At 38.7% G+C, this 26,518-nt stretch carries 20 protein-coding genes and 1 other annotated feature; of the genes, 3 read left to right on the plus strand and 17 right to left on the minus strand.

The genetic code is table 11. The features are described from left to right. Positions 1-639 precede the first annotated feature (639 nt). From mltG to CSE16_RS14945, 7 genes are all read right to left on the minus strand, one after another. On the minus strand, positions 640-1,758 hold the full coding sequence (gene mltG, locus CSE16_RS14915; protein ID WP_099424638.1) for an endolytic transglycosylase MltG: 1,119 nt from the start codon (positions 1,756-1,758) through the stop codon (positions 640-642). 640 nt (positions 1,759-2,398) lie between these two features. Then, positions 2,399-2,911 (minus strand): DUF1292 domain-containing protein, encoded by a 513-nt coding sequence (locus CSE16_RS14920; protein WP_099424639.1) that lies wholly within the window; start codon positions 2,909-2,911, stop codon positions 2,399-2,401. A 136-nt stretch (positions 2,912-3,047) separates the two neighbouring features. Beyond that, entirely contained in the window at positions 3,048-3,335 is a 288-nt protein-coding gene (locus CSE16_RS14925; RefSeq protein ID WP_099424640.1) for a DUF1292 domain-containing protein, read from the minus strand. Positions 3,336-3,399: 64 nt separating this feature from the next. Continuing rightward, positions 3,400-3,816 (minus strand): Holliday junction resolvase RuvX, encoded by a 417-nt coding sequence (gene ruvX / locus CSE16_RS14930; RefSeq protein ID WP_099424641.1) that lies wholly within the window; start codon positions 3,814-3,816, stop codon positions 3,400-3,402. Further along, positions 3,813-4,085 (minus strand): IreB family regulatory phosphoprotein, encoded by a 273-nt coding sequence (locus CSE16_RS14935; protein ID WP_099424642.1) that lies wholly within the window; start codon positions 4,083-4,085, stop codon positions 3,813-3,815. The genes ruvX and CSE16_RS14935 overlap by 4 nt, the downstream gene beginning before the upstream one ends. A 144-nt stretch (positions 4,086-4,229) precedes the next feature. Beyond that, positions 4,230-6,902: an alanine--tRNA ligase gene (gene alaS, locus CSE16_RS14940; RefSeq protein WP_099424643.1), complete on the minus strand. Its 2,673-nt coding sequence runs from the start codon at positions 6,900-6,902 to the stop codon at positions 4,230-4,232. Between the two features lie 69 nt (positions 6,903-6,971). Continuing rightward, positions 6,972-7,181 (minus strand) — a binding site (T-box leader). 213 nt (positions 7,182-7,394) lie between these two features. Next, positions 7,395-8,546, minus strand: a complete 1,152-nt coding sequence (locus CSE16_RS14945) for a 3-phenylpropionate MFS transporter (RefSeq protein WP_099424644.1) — start codon at positions 8,544-8,546, stop codon at positions 7,395-7,397. A gap of 88 nt (positions 8,547-8,634) precedes the next feature. On the opposite strand from CSE16_RS14945, the gene yeiL reads away from it, so the two are divergent. Then, the gene (gene yeiL, locus CSE16_RS14950; RefSeq protein ID WP_371514490.1) at positions 8,635-9,309 is read left to right on the plus strand and encodes a transcriptional regulator YeiL; all 675 of its coding nucleotides are present in this window, start codon (positions 8,635-8,637) and stop codon (positions 9,307-9,309) included. Positions 9,310-9,367: 58 nt separating this feature from the next. Here the strand turns inward: yeiL and CSE16_RS14955 are convergent, their stop codons facing one another. Then, positions 9,368-11,875, minus strand: a complete 2,508-nt coding sequence (locus CSE16_RS14955; RefSeq protein ID WP_099424646.1) for an SF1B family DNA helicase RecD2 — start codon at positions 11,873-11,875, stop codon at positions 9,368-9,370. A gap of 221 nt (positions 11,876-12,096) precedes the next feature. On the opposite strand from CSE16_RS14955, the gene hisA reads away from it, so the two are divergent. After that, positions 12,097-12,852: a phosphoribosylformimino-5-aminoimidazole carboxamide ribotide isomerase gene (gene hisA / locus CSE16_RS14960; protein ID WP_099424647.1), complete on the plus strand. Its 756-nt coding sequence runs from the start codon at positions 12,097-12,099 to the stop codon at positions 12,850-12,852. A gap of 85 nt (positions 12,853-12,937) precedes the next feature. Here the strand turns inward: hisA and CSE16_RS14965 are convergent, their stop codons facing one another. The 8 genes from CSE16_RS14965 to CSE16_RS15000 form a co-directional block, all read right to left on the minus strand. Then, positions 12,938-14,992: an EAL domain-containing protein gene (locus CSE16_RS14965; protein WP_099424648.1), complete on the minus strand. Its 2,055-nt coding sequence runs from the start codon at positions 14,990-14,992 to the stop codon at positions 12,938-12,940. A gap of 152 nt (positions 14,993-15,144) precedes the next feature. Then, a complete protein-coding gene (locus CSE16_RS14970) occupies positions 15,145-16,038 on the minus strand; it encodes a manganese catalase family protein (protein ID WP_099424649.1) in 894 nt (297 codons plus the stop codon). Positions 16,039-16,104: 66 nt separating this feature from the next. After that, on the minus strand, positions 16,105-16,320 hold the full coding sequence (locus CSE16_RS14975) for a DUF2642 domain-containing protein (RefSeq protein ID WP_099424650.1): 216 nt from the start codon (positions 16,318-16,320) through the stop codon (positions 16,105-16,107). Positions 16,321-16,570: 250 nt separating this feature from the next. Next, positions 16,571-17,011, minus strand: coding sequence for a D-aminoacyl-tRNA deacylase (gene dtd, locus CSE16_RS14980; RefSeq protein WP_099424651.1), 441 nt, complete (start codon positions 17,009-17,011; stop codon positions 16,571-16,573). Between the two features lie 272 nt (positions 17,012-17,283). Next, on the minus strand, positions 17,284-19,476 hold the full coding sequence (locus CSE16_RS14985; protein ID WP_099424652.1) for a RelA/SpoT family protein: 2,193 nt from the start codon (positions 19,474-19,476) through the stop codon (positions 17,284-17,286). A gap of 227 nt (positions 19,477-19,703) precedes the next feature. Beyond that, entirely contained in the window at positions 19,704-20,216 is a 513-nt protein-coding gene (locus CSE16_RS14990) for an adenine phosphoribosyltransferase (RefSeq protein ID WP_099424653.1), read from the minus strand. 14 nt (positions 20,217-20,230) lie between these two features. Then, positions 20,231-22,312, minus strand: coding sequence for a single-stranded-DNA-specific exonuclease RecJ (recJ, locus tag CSE16_RS14995; protein ID WP_253896099.1), 2,082 nt, complete (start codon positions 22,310-22,312; stop codon positions 20,231-20,233). A 982-nt stretch (positions 22,313-23,294) separates the two neighbouring features. Beyond that, positions 23,295-23,585: a DHH family phosphoesterase gene (locus tag CSE16_RS15000; protein WP_099424655.1), complete on the minus strand. Its 291-nt coding sequence runs from the start codon at positions 23,583-23,585 to the stop codon at positions 23,295-23,297. Positions 23,586-23,745: 160 nt separating this feature from the next. On the opposite strand from CSE16_RS15000, the gene CSE16_RS15005 reads away from it, so the two are divergent. Then, the gene (locus tag CSE16_RS15005; RefSeq protein WP_099424656.1) at positions 23,746-24,108 is read left to right on the plus strand and encodes a LapA family protein; all 363 of its coding nucleotides are present in this window, start codon (positions 23,746-23,748) and stop codon (positions 24,106-24,108) included. A gap of 62 nt (positions 24,109-24,170) precedes the next feature. Here CSE16_RS15005 and secDF read toward each other — a convergent pair whose 3' ends face one another. After that, complete coding sequence (gene secDF, locus CSE16_RS15010) at positions 24,171-26,444, minus strand: protein translocase subunit SecDF (protein ID WP_099424657.1); 2,274 nt, start codon at positions 26,442-26,444, stop codon at positions 24,171-24,173. Between the last annotated feature and the right edge of the window lie 74 nt (positions 26,445-26,518).

The raw sequence follows: 26,518 nt of genomic DNA on the forward strand, positions 1-26,518 counted from the left end.
TAAATTACTTGTGCAGCACACTATGTTGCATTATATCAATTATGCCTCGGCGTAATTGTGTACAGATTTTTTTCGAGCTCACTCAAAAAACTCCCCTTAAAAATCTGTGACATCCGCCGGGGCATTAACTTTATTCAGCCCGGGTTTGAACCCCCGCTGAATAAAATTGCGTATTTAGCATTCATCCCCCACTTATAGAAGTAGGGGACTTCTGCTGAAACAAGTTATAAGAAAAAAGACGAAACGTAAATGTTTGCGCCTACAAAAAATTATATATATGGACAAAAAATCACAACTTATAATAGCATGAAAAGAAAAGGAATGCGAATAATCTTTACTAATTCCATTTTTTAACGGAAAAGCAAAGCATTCGATTCCTTAACTGGTTTCAGTATTCATCTCCTCCCTCTATAAGTTATGAGATGAATCCGAGTTTCAAGTTACTATTCAGTTGTACCAAAAAACCGCTGTAATTGTGGAACCCTGGCTAAGAATGCCGCGTCCTGCGGCAACACCTGAGTGACCAACACCCTGTTGGCCCAAAGCCACCGGCGGATGTCACGGAATCGGAAAGGAGTTCTTTGTTCAAGCACAAAGCCGATTCCGGACGCAATTATGCCAAGGCATAATTGATTTAATTTACTTTAAATATTTTTCAATATTAGCTAAATGCTCATCATATGATTTGGCAAAGTGATTTGTACCTTCTTTATCTGCCAAGAAGTATAAATAATCAGTTTGTGATGGATTCAACGTTGCCTCGATCGATGACTTTCCTGCACCTGCAATTGGTCCAGGTGGTAACCCTACGTTTTTATACGTATTATAAGCATTTTCAACTTCTAAATCTTCATACAATACACGATCTTTGTGAGAACCAAGTGCGTATAGTACAGTTGGGTCCGTTTGCAGCATCATATCAATGTCCATACGGTTGTAGAAAACACTCGCGATTGTTTCACGGTCGGTTTTTGCTGTTGCTTCCTCTTCTAATAATGAAGCAAATGTGAGCAACTCATGGACTGTCATCTCTTTTTCAATAAGTACCGTTTCGAATTCAGAAACGACTGAATCCATCGTACTTAACATCTTATTAATGATGTCGTCTAAGCTTGGATTTTCTTCAAAGAAAGAATACGTCGCTGGATATAAATACCCCTCCAGTGCAAAGCGGACGTTATCACCTAAAATCGCTTCCGTTAATAACTCTGGATACTCGACCATTAGTTGTTTAATATACGCTTCATCAGCAACCTTTTTCATAAAATCAGCTGCTTTATGTTGTGTATTTTTTTCGACAATTTTCGCAATTTGGTCTAATGTTAAGCCTTCTGGTATGGTCATTGTAAATGTTGGTTCCCGGTAAACTTTCCCTGTTTTTAAGCTTTCAATAATTTCGTCCAGCGTCATGGACTGTGTTAATGAATAATTACCAGCCTGGAATTCAGATTCATTTTTAAATTTTGCATAATATTTAAAAATACGCGCGTCTTGTACGATTTTATTCTCTTCTAAAATCTTTGAAATTAACGTAATCCCAGATCCCATCGGAATTTCAATTTCGATTTTTCTATCCGATTCAGGATTTACTGGCTTTAACGCGGAAGATATGTAGCTATAGGCTGAATAGCCACCAATTGCAAATAGAATGAGAGCAATAAGCGCGATAACGAATACAATTTTTCGTACGATTTTAATTTCTCCCTTTCTATCTTTCATTTTTTTAAACATTTCTTGCTTTTGTTCATCATTTATCACGGGTGTCCCCCCTTATTCTCTTACATATGATACAAAAAATTTCTACTTGATACAATCAAACAGGCGAAACTAATACAATTTTCTAGTTTTCGCGACATAATTTCAGACGTAATTTAACTTATTTGGTTCATTTTAATTGGTATTCCCCGAAGAAATATGCTTATTTATATAAGGTAGAAAAGGGGTTTCCCTCCATAGGTGTAAGTTTCCTATACTGTTTTCTAATTAAGTCTGGGCTTGTTAGGCTGGCTAAGCACATGAATCACAGCTTTGTTGTCACAAATCTATACGACTCATCTTTGTGCTTTGTCCAAGGCCGGGCCGCCACGACGTTGGTCACTCAGGCGTTCCCACACGTCGTGGCGGTTTTAGCCTAAGTTCCTCTTATAAAGTATGGCCTACTAGAGCTTTCTAGATTTATTACGCCGCTACCGTGGGAGGAGGCGGATTCTTATTTATATTTCCATTCCGCGGACTTACATTTTACGTAATTCACTGAAACTTGCGGATGAATTCCATTGCAATATTAAGTAGAATTTCTATATTTAAATTATATTATTATCACATTGAAAAGGTCCTAAACAATGGATTAATTGTTTAGGACCTCTTCTATTATTCAATTTGCTCGTTTACAAAATTATTATTGTTGTGCTAATGACGCCAATACTTCTTCTACCATTGCCCATTCTTCATCGGTTTCAATTGGTAGTAAGTCTGCTACTTCACCATTTTCACCCGCAATAAAGGCAGAGGCAAACACTTCATCTAAATTTGGCACTTCATCTTCTACAACCGCATAAAATAAATAGTCTTTATTGTTGCGTTCAAAACGGTGTAAAATTTGGCACATGATTTCTTCATCTTGATCATTTGTAATTGTAAAGAAATTCGTTTGATCTGCACCAAACTCGCTAATTAACGTATTCATCACTTCTTCAACCATTGCCCATTCTTCATCAGTTTCAAGGTCTGCAAAGCCTGCCATTTCGCCATTTTCATCTAATTCAAAACGCAATGCAGATACACCTGAATCTTCATCGCCCACTAATGAAAATAACACGTATGAATGATCATCTGAGTCAAATGTAAAGACAACGCGACATTGCTGTTCTTGGCCATCTTCTGTTTGTAATACAAAAATTTGTTCTTCCATCGTTGATTTCCTCCTAAATAGCAAAACAGAGTCGGCAGTCGCCTCCTCTGTTTTAGCAAGACTTCCCTTATACTAAAAGTATAGGATGTTGTCCATTGTTATGTGGATTCGCTTAAAAGATCCACTCATGTCAAAATTATTCTTCGCCTAGCTCGTCTTCAATCGCATTTAAAACGCTCTCGATTAAATCCCATTCAGCTTCTGTTTCGATTGGCTCTAACTCGCCATCTTCACCGTTTTCAGCAGGAACAAATGATGATGCGAAAATTTCTACTGCACCTTCTGCATCTTCTTCAGCACCTACTAATGAATATAATACATACGATTTACCGAACTCTTCTGAATCGAATGTGTGTAAAATTTCACAAAGTTGTTCGTTACCGTTTTCGTCTACTACTGTAATTTGATGTTGTTGTTCTGACATTAAAAGTCACCTCTTCATAATATTAAGGCCAAGCCTTGTTCCGTTTGCTATTTTTCCAGCAAACTTAGTTTTTGCTGTCGAGATATCCTTGTAGAATCATGACAGCCGCCATTTTATCAATGACTTGTTTGCGTTTTTTTCGGCTTACGTCTGCTTCAATTAACATACGTTCTGCCGCCATTGTTGTTAAGCGTTCATCCCAAAGCTTTACAGGGAAACCGAAAGTCTCTTCTAATAACCGTTTATAGGCCTCAGATGCTTCTCCACGTGGCCCCACTGTATTATTCATGTTCTTTGGAAAACCTACAACAAATTCCGTTACACTATGCTCATTGACAAGCTCTTTAATACGAGGAATGCCAAATTCGCCGACTGCTTCATTAATTTTAATTGTTTCAATGCCTTGCGCAGTCCAGCCAAACGCATCACTAATTGCAACGCCGACTGTTTTAGAGCCGACGTCTAAACCCATAATTCTCATTTGTCCGCCTCGGTATTCTTTCTAATGTAAAATTTTACGAGCTCTTCTAAAATTTCATCTCGTTCAAGCTTGCGGATTAAATTGCGTGCGTCCTGGTGGCGAGGGATGTATGCCGGGTCACCAGATAATAAATAACCTACAATTTGGTTTGTTGGGTTGTAGCCTTTTTCCTCTAATGACGAATACACCTTCAACATCACTTGCTTCACTTCTTGTTCCATTGACTCTTCAGGAAAACTAAATTTCATCGTTTGATCGAATGAACTCAAGACCAGCACCTCGCTTTCAGCAATAGAGAGATGGAATATAGAACCATCTCCATTTTTTCTATTATATCCTATTCATCCATGCACTTCAAATATGCTTATTTACTTTTACCATAAACTATATTTTGTTTACGTGCTAGTCATAAATTAGAATGATTTTACAAGGTCATAGACAGCTGTTAATGCGTCGTCTAATTTCGTTGCATCTTTCGCACCAGCCATCGCCATATCTGGACGGCCGCCACCTTTACCGTCACATGCTTCAGCAACCATTTTCACGATATTTCCTGCATGGTGTTGTCCACCTACAATATCTTTTGTCACACCTGCACAAAGCATAACTTTATCATCTGCCACTGCACCAAGGACAATAATAGCTGCATCCATTTTTTCTTTTAAATCATCCATCATTTGACGCAATTGGTTATTATCCTTTGCATCGACGCGTGTTGCTAATACCGTAACATCCCCAATTTTTTGAGCTGCATCAATCACTGCACCCGCTTGCGCATTAGCCATTTTTTGAGATAATGACTCATTTTCACGTTGCAATTCTTTGTAATCCGCTTGTAAAGATGAGACACGTGTTGCGACATCTTTTGGATTTGCTTTTAATAAAGCCGCCGCTTCATTTAAAATCGCTTCTTCTTCTTTAACTGCAAAGTAAGCCGCTTTCCCAGTTACTGCTTCAATACGGCGTGTACCTGCTCCAATACCGCCTTCTGAAACGATTTTGAAGAAACCAATTTCAGATGAACGTTGAACGTGAAGACCACCACAAAGTTCGATTGAATAATCCGATACTGCTACCACACGTACAACATCGCCGTATTTCTCACCGAATAATGCCATTGCGCCCATTGCTTTTGCTTCGTCAATCGCCATTTCTTGAACAACTACTTCGATATCTTCCCAAATCTTTTCGTTCACTGCACGCTCTACTTGAGCTAATTCTTCTTTCGTAGCTTGACCGAAATGTGAGAAGTCAAAACGTAGACGATCTGGACCTACATAAGAACCCGCTTGCGCAACGTGGTCACCTAATACATCTTTTAATGCGCGGTGCATTAAGTGTGTTGCTGTATGGTTTTTCAAAATTAATGTACGTTTTTCACGATCAACATTCGCTGTCATTGTATCCCCAACGTTCATTTCACCTGATTCGATAAATACTGTATGCAAAGGTTGGCCATTTGGCGCTTTTTGAACATCTTTTACAAGTGCTTTAAAGCTGTCAGATTCAATCACACCTGTATCAGCAATTTGTCCACCCATTTCAGTGTAGAATGGTGTTTCAGAAAGGATAATTAACGCCTCTTGTCCTTCTGTCGCTACTTGTGCTTCTTGACCATCCACAACGATAGCTGCAATTGTTCCTGTTGTTTCAAGCACATTGTATACATACGTTGACTCTTGCTTTAAGTTGGCTAATACTTCATTTTGCACTTGCATTGAATCGACATCTGCACGGGCATTACGAGCACGGTTACGTTGTTCTTCCATCGCCGTTTCGAAACCTTTATGATCAACTGTCATACCTACTTCTTCCGCGTATTCTTCTGTTAATTCGATTGGGAAACCGAATGTATCATATAAACGGAACGCATCAGCACCTGGAATGATTGCTTCCCCTTTTGCTTTTTGGCTTTCTACAACATCGTTGAAAATTGCTAAACCGCCATCCAATGTTTCATGGAATCGAACTTCTTCATTTTTAATAACACGTTGAATGAACGCTTCTTTTTCTTTTACTTGTGGATAGAAATCTTCCATAATTCCGCCAACTGTTGGAACTAATTCAAACATGAACGGTTTTTCGATGCCAATTTGTTTCGCATAGCGCACTGCACGACGTAATAAGCGACGTAATACGTATCCACGACCTTCATTTGACGGTAATGCACCATCACCAATGGCAAAGGCAACTGTACGAATATGGTCAGCAATTACTTTGAACGGTGTATTAATATCTTCAGATGATCCAAAGATTTCTTTTAAATCAACTTCATTTGGACGCTTATAGCTGCGGTTCGCAAATTGTTCTACTTTTTCAATGATTGGCATGAAAAGGTCTGTATCAAAGTTCGTTGGTACGTTTTGAATTACTGAAACGATACGTTCAAGCCCCATACCTGTATCAATATTTTGCTTTGGTAGTGGCGTATATGTGCCATCTGGATTGTGGTTAAATTGTGAGAACACAAGGTTCCAAATTTCTAAGTAACGCTCATTTTCGCCACCTGGATACATTTCATCCTCAGGCGCACCAAAGCCGTATACTTCTCCACGGTCATAGAAAATTTCTGAGTTTGGACCAGATGGACCTTCTCCGATATCCCAGAAATTACCTTCTAAACGAATTAAGCGTTCCTTTGGAATACCAATTTCGTCATGCCAAACATCGTACGCTTCTTGGTCCTCTGGATGGATTGTAATAGATAATTTCTCTGCTTCAAAGCCCATCCACTTTGCATCAGTTAGAAACTCCCATGCATAATGAATTGCTTCTTTTTTGAAATAATCACCGATTGAAAAGTTCCCTAACATTTCAAAGAACGTATGGTGACGCGCTGTTTTCCCAACGTTTTCAATATCGTTTGTACGAATTGATTTTTGCGCATTTGTAATACGTGGATTATCCGGAATTATACGTCCGTCAAAATAAGGCTTTAATGTCGCAACGCCTGAGTTAATCCATAATAAAGATGGATCGTTAATTGGCACAAGTGGTGCAGATGGTTCATGGTGATGTCCTTTTTCTTTAAAAAACTCTAAAAATAGACGACGAATTTCTGTTGCTGTCATTGTTTTTGTTGTCATACTGTATTTCCTCCTAATAATTATGAATGAAAAATGATGATGTAAACACAAAAAAGCCCTCATCCCTAGTAAAGGGACGAAGACTATTATCTCGCGGTACCACCCTAATTTATAATGACATAAAGTCACTATATCTCAAGTGCTAGTAACGTTAGCAAACGGCAGGGATTAGTTGCACTCTGGAGTAGCTTTCTGAATTACGTCGAGGAGATTTTTTCAGCCTTGAAATCTCTTTCTATACACGTTTGTAAAACATACTTTTTCCATCATCGTGTTCATTGTATTCTACTTTTTATTATAAAAAAATGAATTCAAACTGTCAAATGGAATGTAAATCAATTACGCCTCGGCTAACTCTTTTCCAGGGGAATGGTCCAACACGAGTTTGTTACAAAGCGTTATCACAAGAAGAGACGGGTTTAGCCTTTGGTTCCTTCCTTTAGCCTGAGTTCCCCTATTCAGTGAGGATTTGAACCCTCTCACTGAATCAAGTTAATAATTAAATCGATTGCGCGTCAAAATAACTAGGAAGATAGCTGGCACGGTGAAAATGACCATCCCTAAAAATGCAAGACCTGGTTCTATTTCATAAAGTGCACCACCGAGTAGTGTTAGTAAGGCTGCACTTAAACTCATCGCAAATGCCGAATAAATTCCTTGTGCATTCGGAATTTGCTCTTTCGGTAAGTTTTGCGTAATGTAGCGAATAAATGCATAATGCGCCACCCCAAACGACAGAGCATGAAGCGCTTGTGAAACAATAAATACAGGGATGCTCGGAAATAAATAGATAGTAATCCAGCGCACACTAGCACCTACTGCAGCTAAAATTAATAACGATGACGGGCGCCAGCTTGATAAAAACGTATCCGCCTTTAAGAAATAAATAATTTCAAATACTACCGCGACATTTAAAATAAGGCCAATGTAAAATGGGTTGACATTCAAATCTTGTATGTAAATATATCCATAGCTGTAATAAGAGGCATGTGCTCCTTGTAGTAAAATGACGACAAGTAACACAACAGCAAAGCTTTTCACTTCAAGTAAGCCTTTCATGGATAAGGACTTCGTATTTTTTTCATGCACAGGTCGCATAAGTAAAATTTTAGGTGCCGGCAGTAGCTGAATTGCTAATAACGCGATTAACCCTAAAATCATAAACCATAATATAACTTGTTCCCCGTAAGTACCGGTAAACATACTGATGACTAATACCGATAAAACATAGCCAATAGAACCAAGTGAGCGTGCTTTTCCGTAATGGACATCCCCCTGCTGCATTAATGTCGCTGCACCACTTTCAACTGCCGGCAATAACGCAGGATACATCGCACTAAATAGCATCGTCACAATAAACAAGCCTTCGAATGAGTCCATTGGTATATAAAAAATCGTTACGATCAATGACATTGTTGTAAAAAATAATAAAACTTGCTTATTGCTTAAAATTTTTGATACATAAGGAAATATAAACATCGTTGACAACGCGCGTGCCACTAAGCCGAAGCTCATAATGATGCCCGCGTCTGACACAGTTAACCCTTTATCATTAACTAACCAGCCTGTCCAATATGGTAAAAATATGCCCCATGTAATAAAAAACGTAAAGAAATTTCGAGATAACCAACGTTGATTGTTCATGAAAATTTATTCCCTCCAATACATTTCGTTGAATCATATCACGTTCTTTATTACAATAATGTGAGATATCTCATATTTTATAAAGTTGGTGAGTAATTTGAAAGTTTTAACAAATAAATTACGGAAGTTTTATATTGAAAAATACCCGATTAATCAATTATTTTCAGTTGATATGACGCCATATTTGGCCGTTCACCAGTTTGAAAAAGGAGAATTCATTTTTAAGGAACGCTCCCATCCAGAGTATTTGTATTACATGGTCGAAGGGAAAGCCAAGCTATATGTAACACACAAAAATGGAAAAGTATCACTCATTGATTTCATTACATCTCCAATTTTTATGGGCGAAATTGAGCTTATAGATGGCGAAAGAGTTTCAAAAGGCATCCAAACTGTCACAAAAACGATATGCCTTGCCATCCCCATTCAACAATGCAAAAAACAATTATTAACAGACGTCATTTTCCTACGTGAACTTTGCATGTTTTTAAGTGATAAGGCAATGAAAGTGACCGCCAAATATACACAAAATCAAGTGTATCCATTAGAAAACCGTCTTGCCGCCTTTATATTACTTAGTTCAGATCATGACTTTTATAAAGAAAAGCATACCGAGATTTGTGAATTTTTAGGCGTCTCGTATCGGCATTTATTATATACGCTTGCAGCATTTTGTGAAGCAGGCATCCTCGTTAAACACAATCGAGGTTATTTGATTCAAAATAAAGACAAGCTCCGCACCTTAAGTGAAGAAGTGCTATAAAGCTGATAAAATCACGAAAAGGCCATTTTGACAGAATCAAAATGGCCGCTTTATTCAATTAATCCTCCACAAAATCATAAGGAGAGACATTGTCCATTCCAATTAGCGGATGAACGTAAGGCGCTGTTTCAGTCGTTAAATGATTCAGCAATGTTTCCCCAATTTTATGCGATTGCGAAACATTTAATAAACCCAGCTGCTCGTTAGATGGCTCTCGTTGTTTTTTTTCCGCAGCTTGTTCCGGTTTCGGTTGGATTTCCTCTTTTCCTTGAACTTCGGCTTTCTGCGCGTCTTCCAATGCTATTGGATTTAAACGCATTTTTAAGCTTGTAAAACGTGTTAGGTCATCTGTTTTGGCTAAGCCGTTTGCTAAAACATCCGGCTCACCACATAAAATTAAAAAGTTTTTTGCACGTGTAATGCCTGTATAAAGCAAGTTTCGTCGTAGCATTTTCGAATAGCCGCGAACAACAGGCATAATGACTGTCTGAAATTCTGAGCCTTGTGATTTATGGATGGAGCAGCAATACGCGAGTGTAAGTTGATTCAAATCTGCACGCTGGTACGTCACTTCAATCCCATCATAAGAAACAATTAATAAATCCTGCTTTTCAATCGTTTCCTTTGCACGAATAATTGAAATGACTTCCCCCATATCGCCATTAAATACATTGCTTTCGGGTTGATTGACGAGCTGGAGCACTTTATCGCCAATTCGGTAGATCGTATCGCCAAACACGAGTTCCTTCCTTGTCCCATCATTCGGATTGACGAGCTGTTGAATTTCTTTATTGAGTGCATCAATTCCTGCGGGGCCTTTATACATCGGTGCAAGCACTTGAATATCGCGAATTGCCTGCCCTTTTGCAAGCGCACCCTTTACAACTTGTGTGACAACACCGGTTACTTGGGGAGCTGCAGCTTGAATAAACGAACGGTCCGATGTTTTCGTCGTCAGTGTATCCGGCACAATCCCTTTTTTAATTTGATGCGCAATTTCAATAATGGTCGAACCTTCTGCTTGTCGGTAAACATCCGTTAATTCAACAACCGGAACTTGCTTAGATGCAAGTAAATCCTTTAATACTTGTCCGGGACCAACAGGTGGTAATTGATCCTGATCCCCAACGAATATGATTTGAACATCCTCATGTAATGCCTTTAATAATTGATGTGCAAGCCACGTATCAACCATCGACATTTCATCAATGATGACAAGGCGACCTGTCACTTCACGTTCCGTTTCCTCGTCTTTTTCGTGTCCGTTAAATCCGAGTAATCGGTGAATCGTCATCGCTGGTAAACCAGTAGACTCAGCTAAACGTTTTGCAGCTCGTCCAGTTGGAGCCGCTAAAACAATCGGAAATGGCTCCTCCTTTTCTATATATGTTTTCGGATTCAATGAGAGTCCATGAAGTTCCGCATATGCCTCAACAAGTCCACGTACTACTGTAGTTTTACCCGTACCAGGTCCACCTGTTAATATCATGACAGCCGAGTTCATCGCCGTTTCAATCGCTTGAACTTGGGTTGGTGCATAGGTCACATTATAGCTTTCCTCCACATCGCCAATCGCTTTACGAATTTCATCGCGCGAAAAACGCTCACTCGTTTCATTTTTACTTTTTAATTCGATGATTTTACTCGCAATACCTACTTCACTAAAATACAGAGAAGGCAAATAGAGGCGGGTTTCCTCCCCGCAAATTTTCGATTCCTCTCGCATTTCAATGCACGCTTTTGAAATCGCATCATAAGGAATTTCAATACGTTGGCTTTGCTCTAGCATATTTTTAACAGCAGGCAAGACAATTTCGGCATCTAAATAAACATGCCCCTCTGACAAGGCAGCATGTGTTAAGACGTGGAAAATTGCCGCTTTTATTCGGTCTGGGTGATTGCCGGTCATACCGAGTTTCGATCCTAGCTCATCCGCACGTATAAACCCGACCCCTTCTATATCTTCAATTAAGCGATATGGGTTTTCCATTAATAAATTTATCGTTTCTTCACGGTATTTTTGATATATTTTCATGCCTAATTGTGGACCAAATCCCCACTCATTTAGACGTACCATAACACGCTCTAGCCCTAAATTTTCTTCAATTGTTTGTCGAATCAGTATCTTTTTTTCAGCTGGTAATCGCGGCACAGCGTCAAGCGCATTCGGATCCTCTAATATTTTCGTTAGGGCATTGAGTCCAAGCTTATCCACAATAGATTCCGCCGTTTTCCGCCCGATTCCTGTAAATAAATCACTTGACAAATAATGAACAATCCCTTGCTCCGTTGATGGGACTTCTTTTTCAAATGTTTCAAGTTGAAATTGCATGCCGTATTTTGGATGACTTTTCATGACACCCGTAAATCGGTATAGTTCATCCTCTGCTAATTGCGGGACATACCCAACGACGATTATTTCTTTTTCCTCATATTGTAAATTTGTTTCTTGAATTTTCACGCGGACAATGGAATACATATTTGTTGGATTATGAAAAATTGTGACGATGGGACGTCCAAGAATAAAGAGCTTATTCAGTTCAAATAAATCGAGATTTTCCGCCACTTTAACGCCCACTTCCTTGCTCATTTGTACGCTTATTTTACCATATGTAAATTGCCCTGTCTTTTACAGAATCAGAAATCCACCTTTGTTCATTCAAACGCGCGTAACAAAAGAGAATCTGGTTTTAAAACACCGCCAAACTATCTGATTTTTATAACAATTCATAAGCGGTCAATGGTATGATAGAAACAGATGTTGGAACAGAAAGGCTTGTGAACTAGATGCAATTTAGACCTTGTATTGATTTACATGAAGGAAAAGTAAAACAAATCGTAGGTAGCACGCTCGGTCATACAGATCAAGCGATCATTGAAAATTTTTCGTCTGAACAGGACTCCAGTTATTATGCGGCGTTATTTCAGCAAGACCAATTAACGGGCGGACATGTCATCATGCTTGGACCTGGTAATAAAGAAGCAGCCATCCGCGCGCTCGCTGCCTATCCATCTGGCTTACAAATTGGCGGTGGCATAACGGCGGACAATGCCAAGAAATATATTGACGCAGGAGCTTCTCACGTCATTGTCACGTCGTTTATTTTTCATGAAGGTTTACTCCATATGGACCGCTTACAGCAATTAATTAATGCCGTTGGAAAAGAGCGCATTGTCATTGATTTAAGTTGTCGTGAACGAAACGGAAAATGGTTTGTCGTAACAGATAAATGGACAAAATTTAGCGATTTTGAAGTGAATGCCGACTCAATAAAAAAGATTGAAAATTACTGTGATGAGCTATTAATACATGCGGTGGATGTAGAGGGCAAACGAAGTGGAATGCAAGAAAGTTTAGTGCATGATTTAGCGCAGTGGACAACGATTCCTACAACGTATGCTGGCGGAGTCCGTTCACTGGAGGATTTACAAAAATTCGAACAGCTATCAAACGGTAAACTTCATGTCACTATAGGAAGTGCACTATCCATTTTCGGTGGTGATTTAGCGTATGATTCAGTTGTTAAGTATTGTCAAAAATAAAATAAGTTAGCACTGTTTGAAAATACTGCAAGGACAAAAAAGCTGCTTGAAAATCGAGAAACTCTCTACTTTCAGGCAGCTATTCTTATTTTTTCTCGACTAACTGTCCATTCATCCATTCTCGAAATTCTTCTGCTGTTAACGGCTTCGAATAATAATAGCCTTGCACAATCGGCTTTTTATCCATTTTCTGAATAAATTCCAATTGCGGCTCTGTTTCGACTCCTTCAATTACAACATTTAAGTCCAACGAATAGCATAAAGTGATAATCGATTTTAAAATCGCAGCGTCCTTTATCGACTCAGGAACACCGTCGACAAACGATTTATCAATTTTTATCGTGGAAATTGGAATTTCTTTCAAGTAAGACAGCGAGGATAAGCCTGTTCCAAAATCATCCAACGCGACAGAAAACCCTTTTTTTCTAAATTTACTTACTGCTAAAATCGCACTTTGTATATCATGTATGACGCTCGTTTCCGTAATTTCTAGTTCTAGTTGATCAGGCTTAACATGATATTTCAATAAGATTAATTTCAACGTATCCGATAAGCGAGGCGATGTTATATACAAGCCAGGAATATTAATCGAAACTTGTTGAAACGGGATATTTAATTTATCCCACTGGTCAATTTGCTCACACACTTTCTCAATAATCCAATCCGTTACATCCGATATTTTTTTTGTTTCTTCTAACACCGGGATAAATATACCTGGTGATACCATGCCGAATACGGGATGGTTCCAGCGAATTAATGCCTCTAACCCGACTAAACTATCGTGATTAGGGTCAACTTTAGGCTGGTAGACAAGAAATAAGTCATCATTCTTCATCGCCGTGTAAATATCTAGGCTTAATTGATTTTCAAAATTAAATGTATGAATATCCGGATTAAATTCAATCACTTCATGTTTAAATTCCGTTATAGGTGCTTGCAATACCGCAATTGCATTTGAAAACAGCTCCTGAATCGGTTGTTTCACAGTTGATTTTGAGACCGCGCAAACCATATCAACTGTAATCGTTCGCTCATCTATTACTAGCGGATGCATAAGCACGGCACAAACTCTTTCTAACAAAACATGCAAATGCTGCGATTGCTCCATTGTTGAACTAACAATTGTAAAACGATTTGCCTCTGTTCGATACATTTTAGTACTTTCAGGCAATAGTCTGTCAATTAGCTCATAAATCGTTTTAATCATTTCATCAACGAAGTAATAGCCATAACTTGAGTTGTATTTTTCTAAATTATGAATATGTATAATTGCTACTAAATGCGTATCTTTATCACTTTTTTGATCATCGGCAAATTGTTTTTGGTTCGGTAATTGTGTTAATCCATCAAAATTTTGCAAGCGATATTCCACGTATTTATCCAGTCGGCTTGTTAAAAAAGCTAAAATAAATAAACTGCTAATACCGACAGTCACAAAAATAATTAAAAACATAATATTCATTGAATGTGGCTCTGTTCCATCGACAAGATGCAAAGCGCTTTCACCGATGACATAAAACTGTATCGCTTGCATCCCAGTATAATGCATACTCGTAATCGCGATTGCCAATAAAAGTGCTGCCACTACTTTAACAAAAATCCTATCCATGAAATTTTTTACAACTGAAAAAATATACAGAGCAGCAAATGAGGCTGCAATTGCTATTAAAATAGATACAGTAAAAATTATTGGTTTATAAACATAATATGCATCGATTTTCATTGCGGCCATTCCTAAATAATGCATGAGTGAAATACCCAGACCCATAAAAATACCCGCTACAATATATGAAAACAGCTTTTTATTTTTACTATTCGCAAAGTAAAAAGCTAGATAAGAGGCGATAATGGCCGGTACCATCGAAAGCACCGTTATACCTATATGATATTCCATATTAATCGGTAGCTCAAATGCACTCATTCCTATAAAATGCATCGACCATACCCCTAGTCCCATTGCTAATGATGCCAGTACTAGCCAAATATTTTTATGAAAAAAACCATTCCCTTGTATGCGACGATTAATAAATAATGCGGTATAGGATGCACAAAATGCAATCACAAAAGAAAGTAAAACAAGTGGGGCGGAATACTCGCCTTCAATAATGTGTATATCTGCTGATGCCGGTAGCTCAAACATAGTCCTTTACTCCTCCCCTTCCATTCATCCGTAATTATACTACCGATTATTAACAATTTACTAGTATAAACTCGATGAACAGATAAGGCATTGAGATGCACATACACAGTAAAAAAGCATGTTGATAAACAAAAATCAACATGCTTTTAGTATTATATATTTGCCATTAACCGCTTTGCAATCATTTGAAATTCTTCCGGTCCAATCCCCGGTGCAAATTCCTCTGGCAATTCATCTAACTCTGGAATTTTATAACCCTTCGGCGCACCTTGCTGCACAATGAGTGGCTCGTTCGTAATCGGATGTGTACCTTTCCAAATTTTGTTGATGTCCTCGTAATCACCTACGTAATTCCACGTGAACAGCACGTTGCCATAACCGCGATCCTCATATTTGCGCGCCTGATTGAACACTCGATTATCTAAACTTGGTATCGGCAACATCCTTGTCACATCAAGTCCTGTTGCCATTTCTATTGCCTTCGCATAAGCGATAACATGCACCCCTCCACGCACTAATAAATAGCCAATCATTTCTCGTGCGGTAGGATGATCTGTCATCTCAAAAACACGCATTTTATGTGTTCTCGCACCACACTCTAAAAAGAAATTATGCAATAAATCTAATACTAAGTTCCCACTTGAGAAAACATTCTCCCCAGTCCAAGGCTTGCCCATTGAATCAAATGGTAAGGAAGTTTGAGCGGATGCGATAAAACTCTGTGTATTACGCATATTTTTTCCATTTTGTAATGGCGTCATATTTGGAGGAGCAGTAAAAGAGGAATTTTTATTCAACAAATTGATCGTATTGGCAACAAGTTCCACATGCCCAATTTCTTCGGATGTAATACTTGCCACTAAATCATAAAATGGCTTTAATTTTTTTTTGCCACGAAAATTAAATGATTGAAACATATAGTTATTTAATGTTGACATTTCGCCAAATTTTCCACCAAGTAATTCTTGTACTGCACTCGCTGCATTGGCGTCTCCATACTCCAAAAGTGGCAGTTCGATAGGTAATTGATTTACACGATGAAACAAAAATACACCTCCTAAATTGTCATAGGTAGCATATGACAGCTGAGAGGCGCATATTCATAGGAGGTTCTAGGTTCTCGTTAATGGGTTTACCCAAACGACTTGCTCAATACGGATAAAAAATGGGACACCATATACATCTAGTGTGATGTAATCTGGACAAATAGAAGTTAAAATCCCCTGCTGAACATGGTTGCCTGTTTGCTGAACAGCGACCATTTTTCCAAGATAACTTTGTAATGCGTCTAACAAATAGTAATTCGGAAAATTTCCAGGTTGAACCAAAAAATCACTCCTTTATCAATTACGCCTCGGCTAACTTTTGTCCAGATTTTGAATAGTGTTAATTTAGGATGTTGGCCTAAGTTCGTCGCATCCATGCGACAACTGCTAACTGACCTGTATCGTGCAGGACTCCTTTCAAAATCTGTGACATCCGCCAGAGGTTTTATCTTCAAACAATGATTGAACACTCATTGTTCGAAGGTAAAGCATATTGTACTATATGCTTTAAAGAAGTGATTCGTTCAGTAAATCATCTTGATTCAACGATTATCGTCACGGGTCCATCATTAATGAGCGCGACGTCCATCATCGCTCCGAAAATACCTGTTTCTACATGTAGTCCATATGTTTTTAATTGTTCATTAAAGGCATGCCATAATTTTTCAGCAGGTTCTGGTCTTGCTGCTTCAACAAAGCTCGGGCGTTTTCCTTTGCGTATGTCAGCATATAACGTAAATTGCGATACAGATAAAATTTCACCGTCAACTTCTAAAATCGAACGATTCATTTTTCCTGCTTCATCTTCCCAAATACGTAAATCGGCAATTTTCTTCGCCACGTAGGCAACATCTTCTTCTGTATCAGTATGCGTAATTCCCACAAGTAAAACATAGCCTTTACGAATAGCACCGGTTACCGTACCGTCTACTGTAACAGATGCTTCTTTTGAACGTTGTAATACGACTCTCATCTTCAAAAACCTTCCCTCTAATCAATTACGCCTCGACGTAATTGCGTCCAGATTTTTTTCGAGCTTAGGGCCACAGGACGTGGGTCAGTCAGCCGTTGTCACACGATGTGACGTCTTTAGGCTGACTTCCTCCTTAAAACTCCTATAAAAATCTGTGACATCCGCCGGGGCATTAACTTGATTCAGCTGGGGTTTGAACCCCCACTGAATAAATTGGATAGTTGTCTATTCATCTCTCACATATTGAAATGGAGGACTTCAGCTGAAGCAAGTTAATTAATGACGCGTTGTACCGAATAAATATCCGGTAATTGCTTAATTTTTTCCACTACTTTATGAAGTCCTGATATATTGGAAATCGCAATCGTTAAATGAATTGTTGCAATTTTATCTCGATCAGCACGTCCTGTTACAGCTAAAATATTCGTTTTAGCTTCACTTACCGCTTGCATGACATCATTTAAAACACCAGGACGGTCAAATGCCGAAATTTCAATATCAACTGGATACTCTTTTCGTGTATGTGTCACTTCATTTTCCCATTCAACTTCAATTAGGCGCTCCACTGTACCACCCTCTTGAATGTTTGGACAGTCTGCTCGGTGTACTGAAACACCACGCCCTTTTGTAATAAAACCAACGATTTCGTCGCCCGGAACAGGTGTACAGCAGCGCGAAAGGCGAATGAGTAAATTTTCGATTCCTTTTACAATTACGCCCGATTCTGTACGTTTTTTAGGTGCAGGGTTGTTCATACTCTTTACGATTTTTTCAAGCGCTTCTTCCTGCTCACGTTCCTTACGCATCTTTTCAGCTAAGCGATTGACGATTTGCTGAGCGGTAATGCCACCTACTCCAACTGCTGCATACAAGTCATCCTCATGGGTATAGTTGAATTTTTCAATGACACGTTTAATGTTTTCATTCGTCAATACTTCCTTCGCATCAAATTCCTGCGCTTTAATTTCTTTTTCAACCATTTCTTTCCCTTTAACGACACTTTCTTCACGCACATGCTTTTTAAAGAATTGTTTAATTTTATTTTTTGCTTGAGAACTTTGTGCAATTTTAATCCAGTCTCTGCTCGGACCGAATGATTGCTTCGATGTGAGTACTTCAATAATGTCGCCCGTTTTCAGTGGCGTATCAAGTGGTACCATCTTCCCATTTACTTTTGCACCAATTGTTTTATTCCCTACTTCTGAATGGACGCGGTAAGCAAAATCTATCGGCACAGAGCCTGCTGGTAGCTCGATTACATCCCCTTTTGGTGAAAATACATACACCATGTCCGAAAATAAATCGAATTTTAACGATTCCATAAATTCTGCGGCGTTCGATGATTCATTTTGGAATTCTAAAATTTCACGGAACCATGTTAACTTTTGGTCAATATTTTCAGCCTTTTCAACAGTTTTACCTTCTTTGTATGCCCAGTGTGCTGCGATACCGAATTCTGCAATTTTATGCATTTCCTTCGTACGAATCTGCACTTCAAGTGGATCACCATATGGACCAATGACAGTTGTATGAAGCGATTGATATAAATTTTGCTTTGGCATCGCAATATAATCTTTAAAGCGGCCAGGCATCGGTTTCCATAATGTATGAATAATTCCGATTACAGCATAACAATCTTTAATGCTATCCACTAATATGCGAACGGCAAATAAATCATATATTTCATTGAACTGCTTTTTTTGCAACGTCATTTTTCGGTAAATGCTATTTAAATGCTTTGGTCTGCCGTAAACGTCGGCTTCAATTTCTACTTCTTTCAGCTGTGAATTAATTTCATCCATTACATTATCTAAATAGGCTTCACGCTCATCACGCTTTTTCTTCATTAAGCTGACAATGCGGTAATATTGTTGCGGATTTAAATAACGTAATGCTGTATCTTCCAGCTCCCATTTTACTTTTGAAATCCCTAAACGATGGGCAAGCGGCGCGAAAATTTCGAGTGTTTCCTGTGAAATACGGCGTTGTTTTTCGGCTGGTAAATGCTTCAGCGTTCGCATATTGTGCATACGGTCTGCTAATTTAATTAAAATCACACGGATGTCCTGCGCCATTGCTACAAACATTTTCCGGTGATTTTCAGCCTGTTGTTCTTCTTTCGACAAATACTTAATTTTTCCAAGCTTCGTTACGCCATCGACAAGTTTCGCCACTTCTTCACTAAATGCATTCACTAAATCCGCGCGCGTCACATCCGTATCCTCAACAACATCATGTAAAAAACCTGCTGCTACAGTTTCCGGATCCATTTGAAGCTCAGCTAAAATTCCCGCTACTTGAACAGGATGTATAATATAAGGTTCCCCAGAGCTCCGGAACTGTTCTTTATGTGCTTCTTTCGCCACCTCGTACGCTTTTACGACAAAGGCAACATGTTCATCATTCATATAGGATTTGGCGAGCTCGAAAACATCTTCGGGCGCCAATATTTGTTCTTTCGCCATTTTTTGTCCACCTTGTTCCATTTATTTTCACATTTGATATAAATTCAATTGTATAAAAAATAGGGAGGGTATGTAAAGGTAGTAGGTCATTTAGTTTTGTAGAAACGTTAAATATGTGAATAATTAAAGTTTTAAGGACATAAAGTACGCTCCGCGAGACACGTTGATGGGCATTTTTATCTAGCAAAAACCCCGTTTCAAGCTTTTGCCGAAACGGGGTTTAGAAATTAATATTGAATTAATGTTTTGATTGGGTATTTTGCAATTTTTTGGCGGCCATTTAACTCTTCAAGCTCAATTAAAAACGCACAGCCAACAACAACTCCACCTAATTGCTCAATAAGTCGAATCGTTGCTTCTACTGTACCACCAGTAGCTAATAAATCATCACAAATCAATACTTTTTGACCTGGTTTTACAGCATCATGATGCATTGTTAATATATCTGTACCATATTCTAAACCATATTCTGCCGAAATCACTTCACGCGGTAATTTCCCAGGTTTACGAACCGGTGCAAATCCGATTTCAAGCGCATAGGCAACCGGACAGCCGATGATAAAACCGCGCGCCTCTGGACCTACAATAATTTCAGCGCCTACTTCTTTCGCATATTCAACAATTTGATCTGTTGCATATTTGTATGCTGGACCGTTATCCATAATCGTTGTAATATCCTTGAAGCTAATACCTTCTTTCGGCCAGTTTTCCACCGTTGTCACAAATTGTTTTAAATCCATTCTTTATGTCCTCCTCAAGAACTCAGCCGTTCATCAAACCATTGTTTTAACTCTTTATACGTGGCATATAATAGCTTTTGCTCTAATTCTATTTGTTGTGATCGTATTTTATAGGTCGATGCTTCTGATAATGCCATTTTTGGTGCATTTTCATTCACAGTCGTCAGACCATTCTCTATTGTAACAAATCCTAGTTCAAAAAACACTTTTGTCATAAATTTAATTACATCGACATTCAGTCCGATATGCTGTGATAATGGCTGAATATGAGCTTTCAAGTCGAATGACGGGCGTTTTTTAAGAAATGCATAATACCATTTAAAATGATCTCGCGTTGGCATTCCATTAAAATATTGAGAGTCCGCTGTATATAAATGCACATAAATTCGTTCCACTGCAATGGTTTTCAATAGCTTTTCTAAAACTGTTGTCTGACTCGGTAAATCAAGCAAGACGATATTTGACGTCAGTTCATGCAAGACACTTTCTTCCGTAATCCATACAATCGGCTTCGGAATTAACTGTTCAAAATGTGCTTTCGTTTGTTCTGAAAAGGCAATGAAGTCTGTTGTTTCAAGTGGTATTTTTGCTAACCAATTCGCCGTTTGACTTTTGCCACGTATATCAAATAATTGCCATTGGTTTACTTGAACATCTTGAATCATGAATTGCGGCTTTTTATTGCCTTGCCACTCATTGATTTGTAAATCGCCGACTAACGAAATCGGGATGCCATACGAAATTTCATCATGTAAATGACCTTTTCCAAAGCCAATGCTATCCAGGGTCCCGTAAGCATCCTCTAATTCCATTTTCAAATGATTTTCAGCAGAGCCAATTTTGCGCATCGATTTCACCTTCACATCACGGATTGCAAAGAGTGGTTTTGTAAATTCTGTCCCAAACGGAGCCAGTTTACGAATATCTTCAATCGCCTCTACTGTAATTTCACTCAGTTCAATCGGCAAATCGATTTGTAAAGTTTGAACAAGCTTCTCTTCCGTTAATACGAGCTTAGCTTGTGCATTTAAACGCTTTCTTAGTTCATCCACTTTTTCCATTGGAAGCTTCATCCCTGCTGCCATTGGATGTCCACCAAAATGCGGTAAAATTTCACGGTTTTTCGCTAACTCATTAAACAAATGGAAGCCTTCGATACTTCGTGCAGAGCCTTTTGCCATTCCTTTTTCTCGGTCAATCGATAAAACGATAGTAGGACGATAATATTTTTCAACTAATCGCGATGCTACAATGCCTACAACACCTGGATTCCATCCTTCTTGAGCAACAACTAATACAAGACTATCTTTAATCGTCGGATTCGTTTCAATCATCGCAATCGCTTGCTCTGTCAGCTCTTCTACAATTTTTTTTCGCTCTGTATTTTTATCATTCAGCTGCTTGGCCAGCTGATTCGCTTGCTCTCGCGCTTCACTCATTAAAAATTGAACGCCTGGTGATGCATCGCCTAAACGACCAATTGCATTTAACCTAGGGCCAAAATAAAAGCCAACTGTTTCTTCATTAATTTCTTTTTGCACAGTACTACTTACTTCACAAAGTGCCGGTACCCAAGGATTAGGTGATTGACGTAATGCCTTTAATCCACGTTGAACTAAATAACGATTTTCCCCGACAAGAGGTACCAAGTCAGCTATCGTTCCAATTGCAACATACTCAAATAAATGGTCAGGTAGCTCACCATATAAAGCGTGCGCTAATTTAAAGGCTACACCAACACCAGCAAGCTCACCAAATGGATAATGCCCCGCTGGTATGCGCGGATGCACAATGACATCAGCTATTGGCAATTCATCTCCCGGCTCATGGTGATCCGTGACGATGACATCCATCCCTAGCTCTTTTGCGAGACGAATCGGTTCAATACCACTTATACCATTATCGACTGTTATAATAAGTTGTACGCCTTTTTCGTGTGCTTCACGAAACAACTCTTCATGCGGTCCATAGCCGTGAATAAAACGATTTGGAATGATAAAATCCACATCCGCTCCTAAATCGAGCAGTACATTGAGTAAAACCGTTGTACTTGTAACACCATATAGTGATAGGTAAGTTTTTGATATAATCGCCAACTTTTCCCCCACTTCACACCGTGCATGAGACTTTCACCTCACACGGCGTTCCATCGAAAAGAATCAATCCTCCCGACTAGAGCCTGTCCCTCCACCGCTTATTATGGCAGCTTCAAAGGTACTGTGACTCCACTCTCACGGTTAGTAAATCAGTTTTAATTGGTCGCCCATTTATATACTGAACTGCTTCACAGATAGGTTACTATCTCCACATCAACCGCTTTCCACGTTCCGATTTCCTTATCCTTGCATAGATCCTTAGGTTTCTCCTATAGTCCTGTATGCTGGAACTTGCCTGTAACAAGTTATGGGCTTTCATAACAGCGTATTTTTACTCCCCCACACATACAATGGCATCTGCCACCTGTTGCATTTCTACAACATTTACGTCTAGACCTGTACTTCCAGAGATTCGTCAGTGCCTTCATAGCACATTCTAACCATAGATATTTTATGGACTCCCGGCATATAGGACACACCATCTACCGCTAGACAGCTTTCGTTTTTTACAGTGTGAAAGGTTTGTTCACTTTGTAAAATGACGGTATCTCTCTGCCGACTTCACCGAGCTTCATACTTCGCTAGTTAACCTTAGTAAAAGCATGTCGGAGTATTAGAGTAGGCGTTTCAGGGCGTTCCTCCATCATTCCACCTATCAAGAAATCAGTTCTCCTAGGGAAAATCAATTACGCCTTAGCTTAATTGATTTTGGAGCCTTATCTTTATTCAGTAAGCGTTTTAGACGTCTAATCAATTACGCCTCGGCGTAATTGCGTCCAGATTTTTTTCGAGCTCGCTCGAAAAGCTCCCCTGAAAAATCTGTGACATCCGCAGGGCATTAACTTGATTCAGCAGGGGTTTGAACCCACACTGAATAAATTTGCATATTTAGCATTCATCCCCTACTTTTTAAAAGTAGTGGACTTCTGCTGAAGCAAGTTGAATAAAGATAGGCGCATTCCCTAGTGTCTAAGCTTTTCACTTAGAAACGTGTCGCACCCGCATCGTAATCCCCGTACACAACGATTTTCTCACCTTCATCAAGCGCTTGCTCAATACGTGCAACCGCCTCTTCCATACCCGCCATTAAAAATGGATCATGATATTGGCTGTCATCCACAGTTAATAATTGTTGTGCTTGTTCAACAGATTCGCACCCTTTAGCTAATAAAATTTTAGAAGCAATTGTTGAAATATTTAATGCTTCACTCATTTTTTTTACAGCCTGCTCATCTGGTTCATTTACTGTCCAAACTTTTTTCGATTGAATCATTTTTTTCACTTCCTCATGCAGTTTATTATACCGAAAAGTGGGCTTGTTTTGAAAAGAATTGTGTTTCGAAGAGAAATCCCCCATTGGTTTAATAAATACTTAATAAAGGAAATAAACTAAATAGATCAGCTTATTATTTGAAAGTGAGGAGTTAGATGCTATGAAAATGCAGTGGGTTTTAGTAATCGGGCTTCTTTTTGCCATTGCTGTAGCCATTTTTGCCACGGTCAATGTAACAGAAGTACCCATCAATTATGTATTCGGTGAAACAAGATGGCCACTTGTTTTAGTCATCTTTGGTTCTGTATTCGCAGGTGTTGTCATCAGTCTTTGTTTTTCAATTTCCCGTATTTTTAGTAGCTACCAGCGAGTGAAAAGCATACAGAAAGAATTGGAAGAAGCATGCACAATCATCAAAGAAAAGAAAAACGAAATTTCGCGCTTAAAAGAAGATTTAAACAATCCTGCCTCCAACAATTTAAGCAATGGAGTAGCAGGGGATCGACAAATAAAAGTCGATTAATTTTCTCCCAACAAAAAAACTAGCAAGAAGTCAAATTTAACTTCTTGCTAGTTTGTTATTTATTATACTTGTGGCTCATCTGAACCCCATTGTTTTTTCTCTTTTTTCACAACAGCTGTACCTTTTTTGTCCATTTCACGTGATTTTAATGTGTACCACACTTGTGCTGCAATACAAATTGAAGAGTACATACCTGTTACTAAACCGATTAGTAATGCAATCGAGAAGTTTTGAATTGAAGGAGCACCTAAGAAAATAAGGGCTACAACAACAATAATTACAGTTAATACAGTATTTACAGAACGTCCCATCGTTTGACGAAGCGATTTGTTCACGATATTTGCCAGCTCTGCTTTTGTAGTGATTTTTTCATGACGGTCAATATTTTCACGGATACGGTCAAACGTTACGATCGTATCATTGATAGAATAACCTACAATCGTTAATACTGCTGCGATAAATGTAATATCCACTTCTAAACGTAAAACACTAAAAGCAACTACGATGAAGAATACATCATGTAGTAATGAAATAATCGCACCGAGTCCCATGCGCCATTCAAAGCGGATTGCGACATAAATGATAATCCCCAATGCCGCTAATAATAATGCCTTGATTGCATTTTTGGCAAGCTCTTTACCAACTGTTGCAGAAACGGTGCTTAAGCTTGGCTCATGACCATATTTTTCCGTAACTTGTGCCTTAAAATCAAGCACTTCTTTTTGAGAGAAGTCTTCTTTGTAGCGCATTACTGCCATTTTTTGTGCTTCTCCCGAAATGACAACATCGCTATTTTCGTAGCCGATTTCTTCTAAATAATCGATCACTTCTTGTTGTGATAATTCAGTATCAGCTAAAATTTCAACGCGTGTACCACTTGAGAAGTCGATTCCTAAATTCAATTTGAACACAGCTAAAATTCCAATACCTACTGCTAAGATGATCGTAGAAAGCATGTAGAATTTTTTGCGATTACCTACAAAGTCTAATTTATCGAATTTCGTCGTTAAATCAAGTGTTGTTATTCCATCTTCAACCTTATATTGCTGTGATTTTTTTATACCAAACCATGCAGGATTGTTGAAGTATCCACTGTTTACAAGTAAAGCTTGTAGCATACGAGAACCCCAAACAGCCGTTATGAATGATAGTAAAATCGAAATAATTAATGTTGTTGCGAAACCTTTTACTGAACTTGTACCATAGTAGAATAGAACACCAGCAGCCAGTAATGTTGTTAATTGTGCATCAATAATAGCAGATAACGATTGTTTAGAGCCTAGCTTAAAGGCATCCTTCACCGAATGTCCAACACGTAGCTCTTCACGAATACGCTCTGCCGTTAAAATATTCGCATCAACGGCCATACCGATACCTAATACGATCGCTGCGATACCTGGTAATGTAAGCACGGCATTAATCCCGTTAAAGACGATTAATACTAAATATGTGAATACTGATAATGTAATAATCGAAACGAAACCTGGTAGGCGGTAGTATAGTAGCATAAAGACAAAGATTATTAAAACACCGATAATCCCTGCAAATACCGTATCATTTAACGCATCCTCACCAAATTGTGCGCCGACTGATGTCGAGTAAATTTCTGTTAATTTAACTGGTAAAGAACCAGCATTTAATACAGATGCAAAGTGCTTTGTTTCTTCTACAGTGAAGTTACCAGAAATCATTACATCTGTTGTATTTAATACTTGCGTTACAGATGCTGCTGATTCATATTTTTGATCTGCAGGTGGCTTTTGTGACTCTGCTGCGTATGAGTCTACCCCTTCTTCAAAGTCTAACCATACAACTAAAAGATTGCGTCCTGGACCCATGTTCTTTACTTTTTCAGTTACTTCGGCAAATTTCGCTGCATCTTTTAATGTTAATGTAACGATTGGTTGGTTTTGCTGGTCAAACGAGCCTTTTGCGCCACCTTCTTTTAAATCCGTACCATCTAACAATAGATTGTCATCTACATCACGGAAAGATAAATTTGCCGTGCTCGATAATAGCTCACGTGCTGAAGCTTGGTCTTCTAAACCAGCAAGCTGAACACGAATGCGATTTTCCCCTTCAATATCAATACTTGGCTCACTTACACCAAATGCATTAATACGTTTATCTAAAGCAGAAGTAGTGTCCGCTAAAACGGCTTGAGTTATTTTTTGTCCATCCACAAGTGATTCCACTTCATAAAGAACTTCGAATCCCCCTTGTAAATCGAGACCGAGCTTAACGTCATTTAAAACTTTTTCTACCGTTGTGCCCATTCCAGTAAATAGCAAGGCTACGACTAGAACAAACGTAATAATACGGTTTGCTAATTTCATTTAAAAATCCTCCTCATTTTCGTGCACATTCATGCACGATGGAAAAGCAAATGCACCTTCCAAAACTATGTACC

Origin of the sequence: Solibacillus sp. R5-41 (assembly GCF_002736105.1) — a bacterium.
Taxonomy (GTDB): domain Bacteria; phylum Bacillota; class Bacilli; order Bacillales_A; family Planococcaceae; genus Solibacillus.

Excerpts from the sequence above, each read along its gene's own strand:
- dtd (WP_099424651.1), bottom strand. The coding sequence starts at position 17,011 with ATGAGAGTCGTATTACAACGTTCAAAAGAAGCATCTGTTACAGTAGAC.
- secDF (WP_099424657.1), bottom strand. The coding sequence starts at position 26,444 with ATGAAATTAGCAAACCGTATTATTACGTTTGTTCTAGTCGTAGCCTTG.
- CSE16_RS14985 (WP_099424652.1), bottom strand. The coding sequence starts at position 19,476 with ATGGCGAAAGAACAAATATTGGCGCCCGAAGATGTTTTCGAGCTCGCC.
- CSE16_RS14945 (WP_099424644.1), bottom strand. The coding sequence starts at position 8,546 with ATGAACAATCAACGTTGGTTATCTCGAAATTTCTTTACGTTTTTTATT.
- alaS (WP_099424643.1), bottom strand. The coding sequence starts at position 6,902 with ATGACAACAAAAACAATGACAGCAACAGAAATTCGTCGTCTATTTTTA.
- CSE16_RS14920 (WP_099424639.1), bottom strand. The coding sequence starts at position 2,911 with ATGGAAGAACAAATTTTTGTATTACAAACAGAAGATGGCCAAGAACAG.
- ruvX (WP_099424641.1), bottom strand. The coding sequence starts at position 3,816 with ATGAGAATTATGGGTTTAGACGTCGGCTCTAAAACAGTCGGCGTTGCA.
- CSE16_RS15000 (WP_099424655.1), bottom strand. The coding sequence starts at position 23,585 with ATGATTCAATCGAAAAAAGTTTGGACAGTAAATGAACCAGATGAGCAG.
- hisA (WP_099424647.1), top strand. The coding sequence starts at position 12,097 with ATGCAATTTAGACCTTGTATTGATTTACATGAAGGAAAAGTAAAACAA.
- CSE16_RS14925 (WP_099424640.1), bottom strand. The coding sequence starts at position 3,335 with ATGTCAGAACAACAACATCAAATTACAGTAGTAGACGAAAACGGTAAC.
- CSE16_RS14990 (WP_099424653.1), bottom strand. The coding sequence starts at position 20,216 with ATGGATTTAAAACAATTTGTGACAACGGTGGAAAACTGGCCGAAAGAA.
- CSE16_RS14965 (WP_099424648.1), bottom strand. The coding sequence starts at position 14,992 with ATGTTTGAGCTACCGGCATCAGCAGATATACACATTATTGAAGGCGAG.
- CSE16_RS15005 (WP_099424656.1), top strand. The coding sequence starts at position 23,746 with ATGAAAATGCAGTGGGTTTTAGTAATCGGGCTTCTTTTTGCCATTGCT.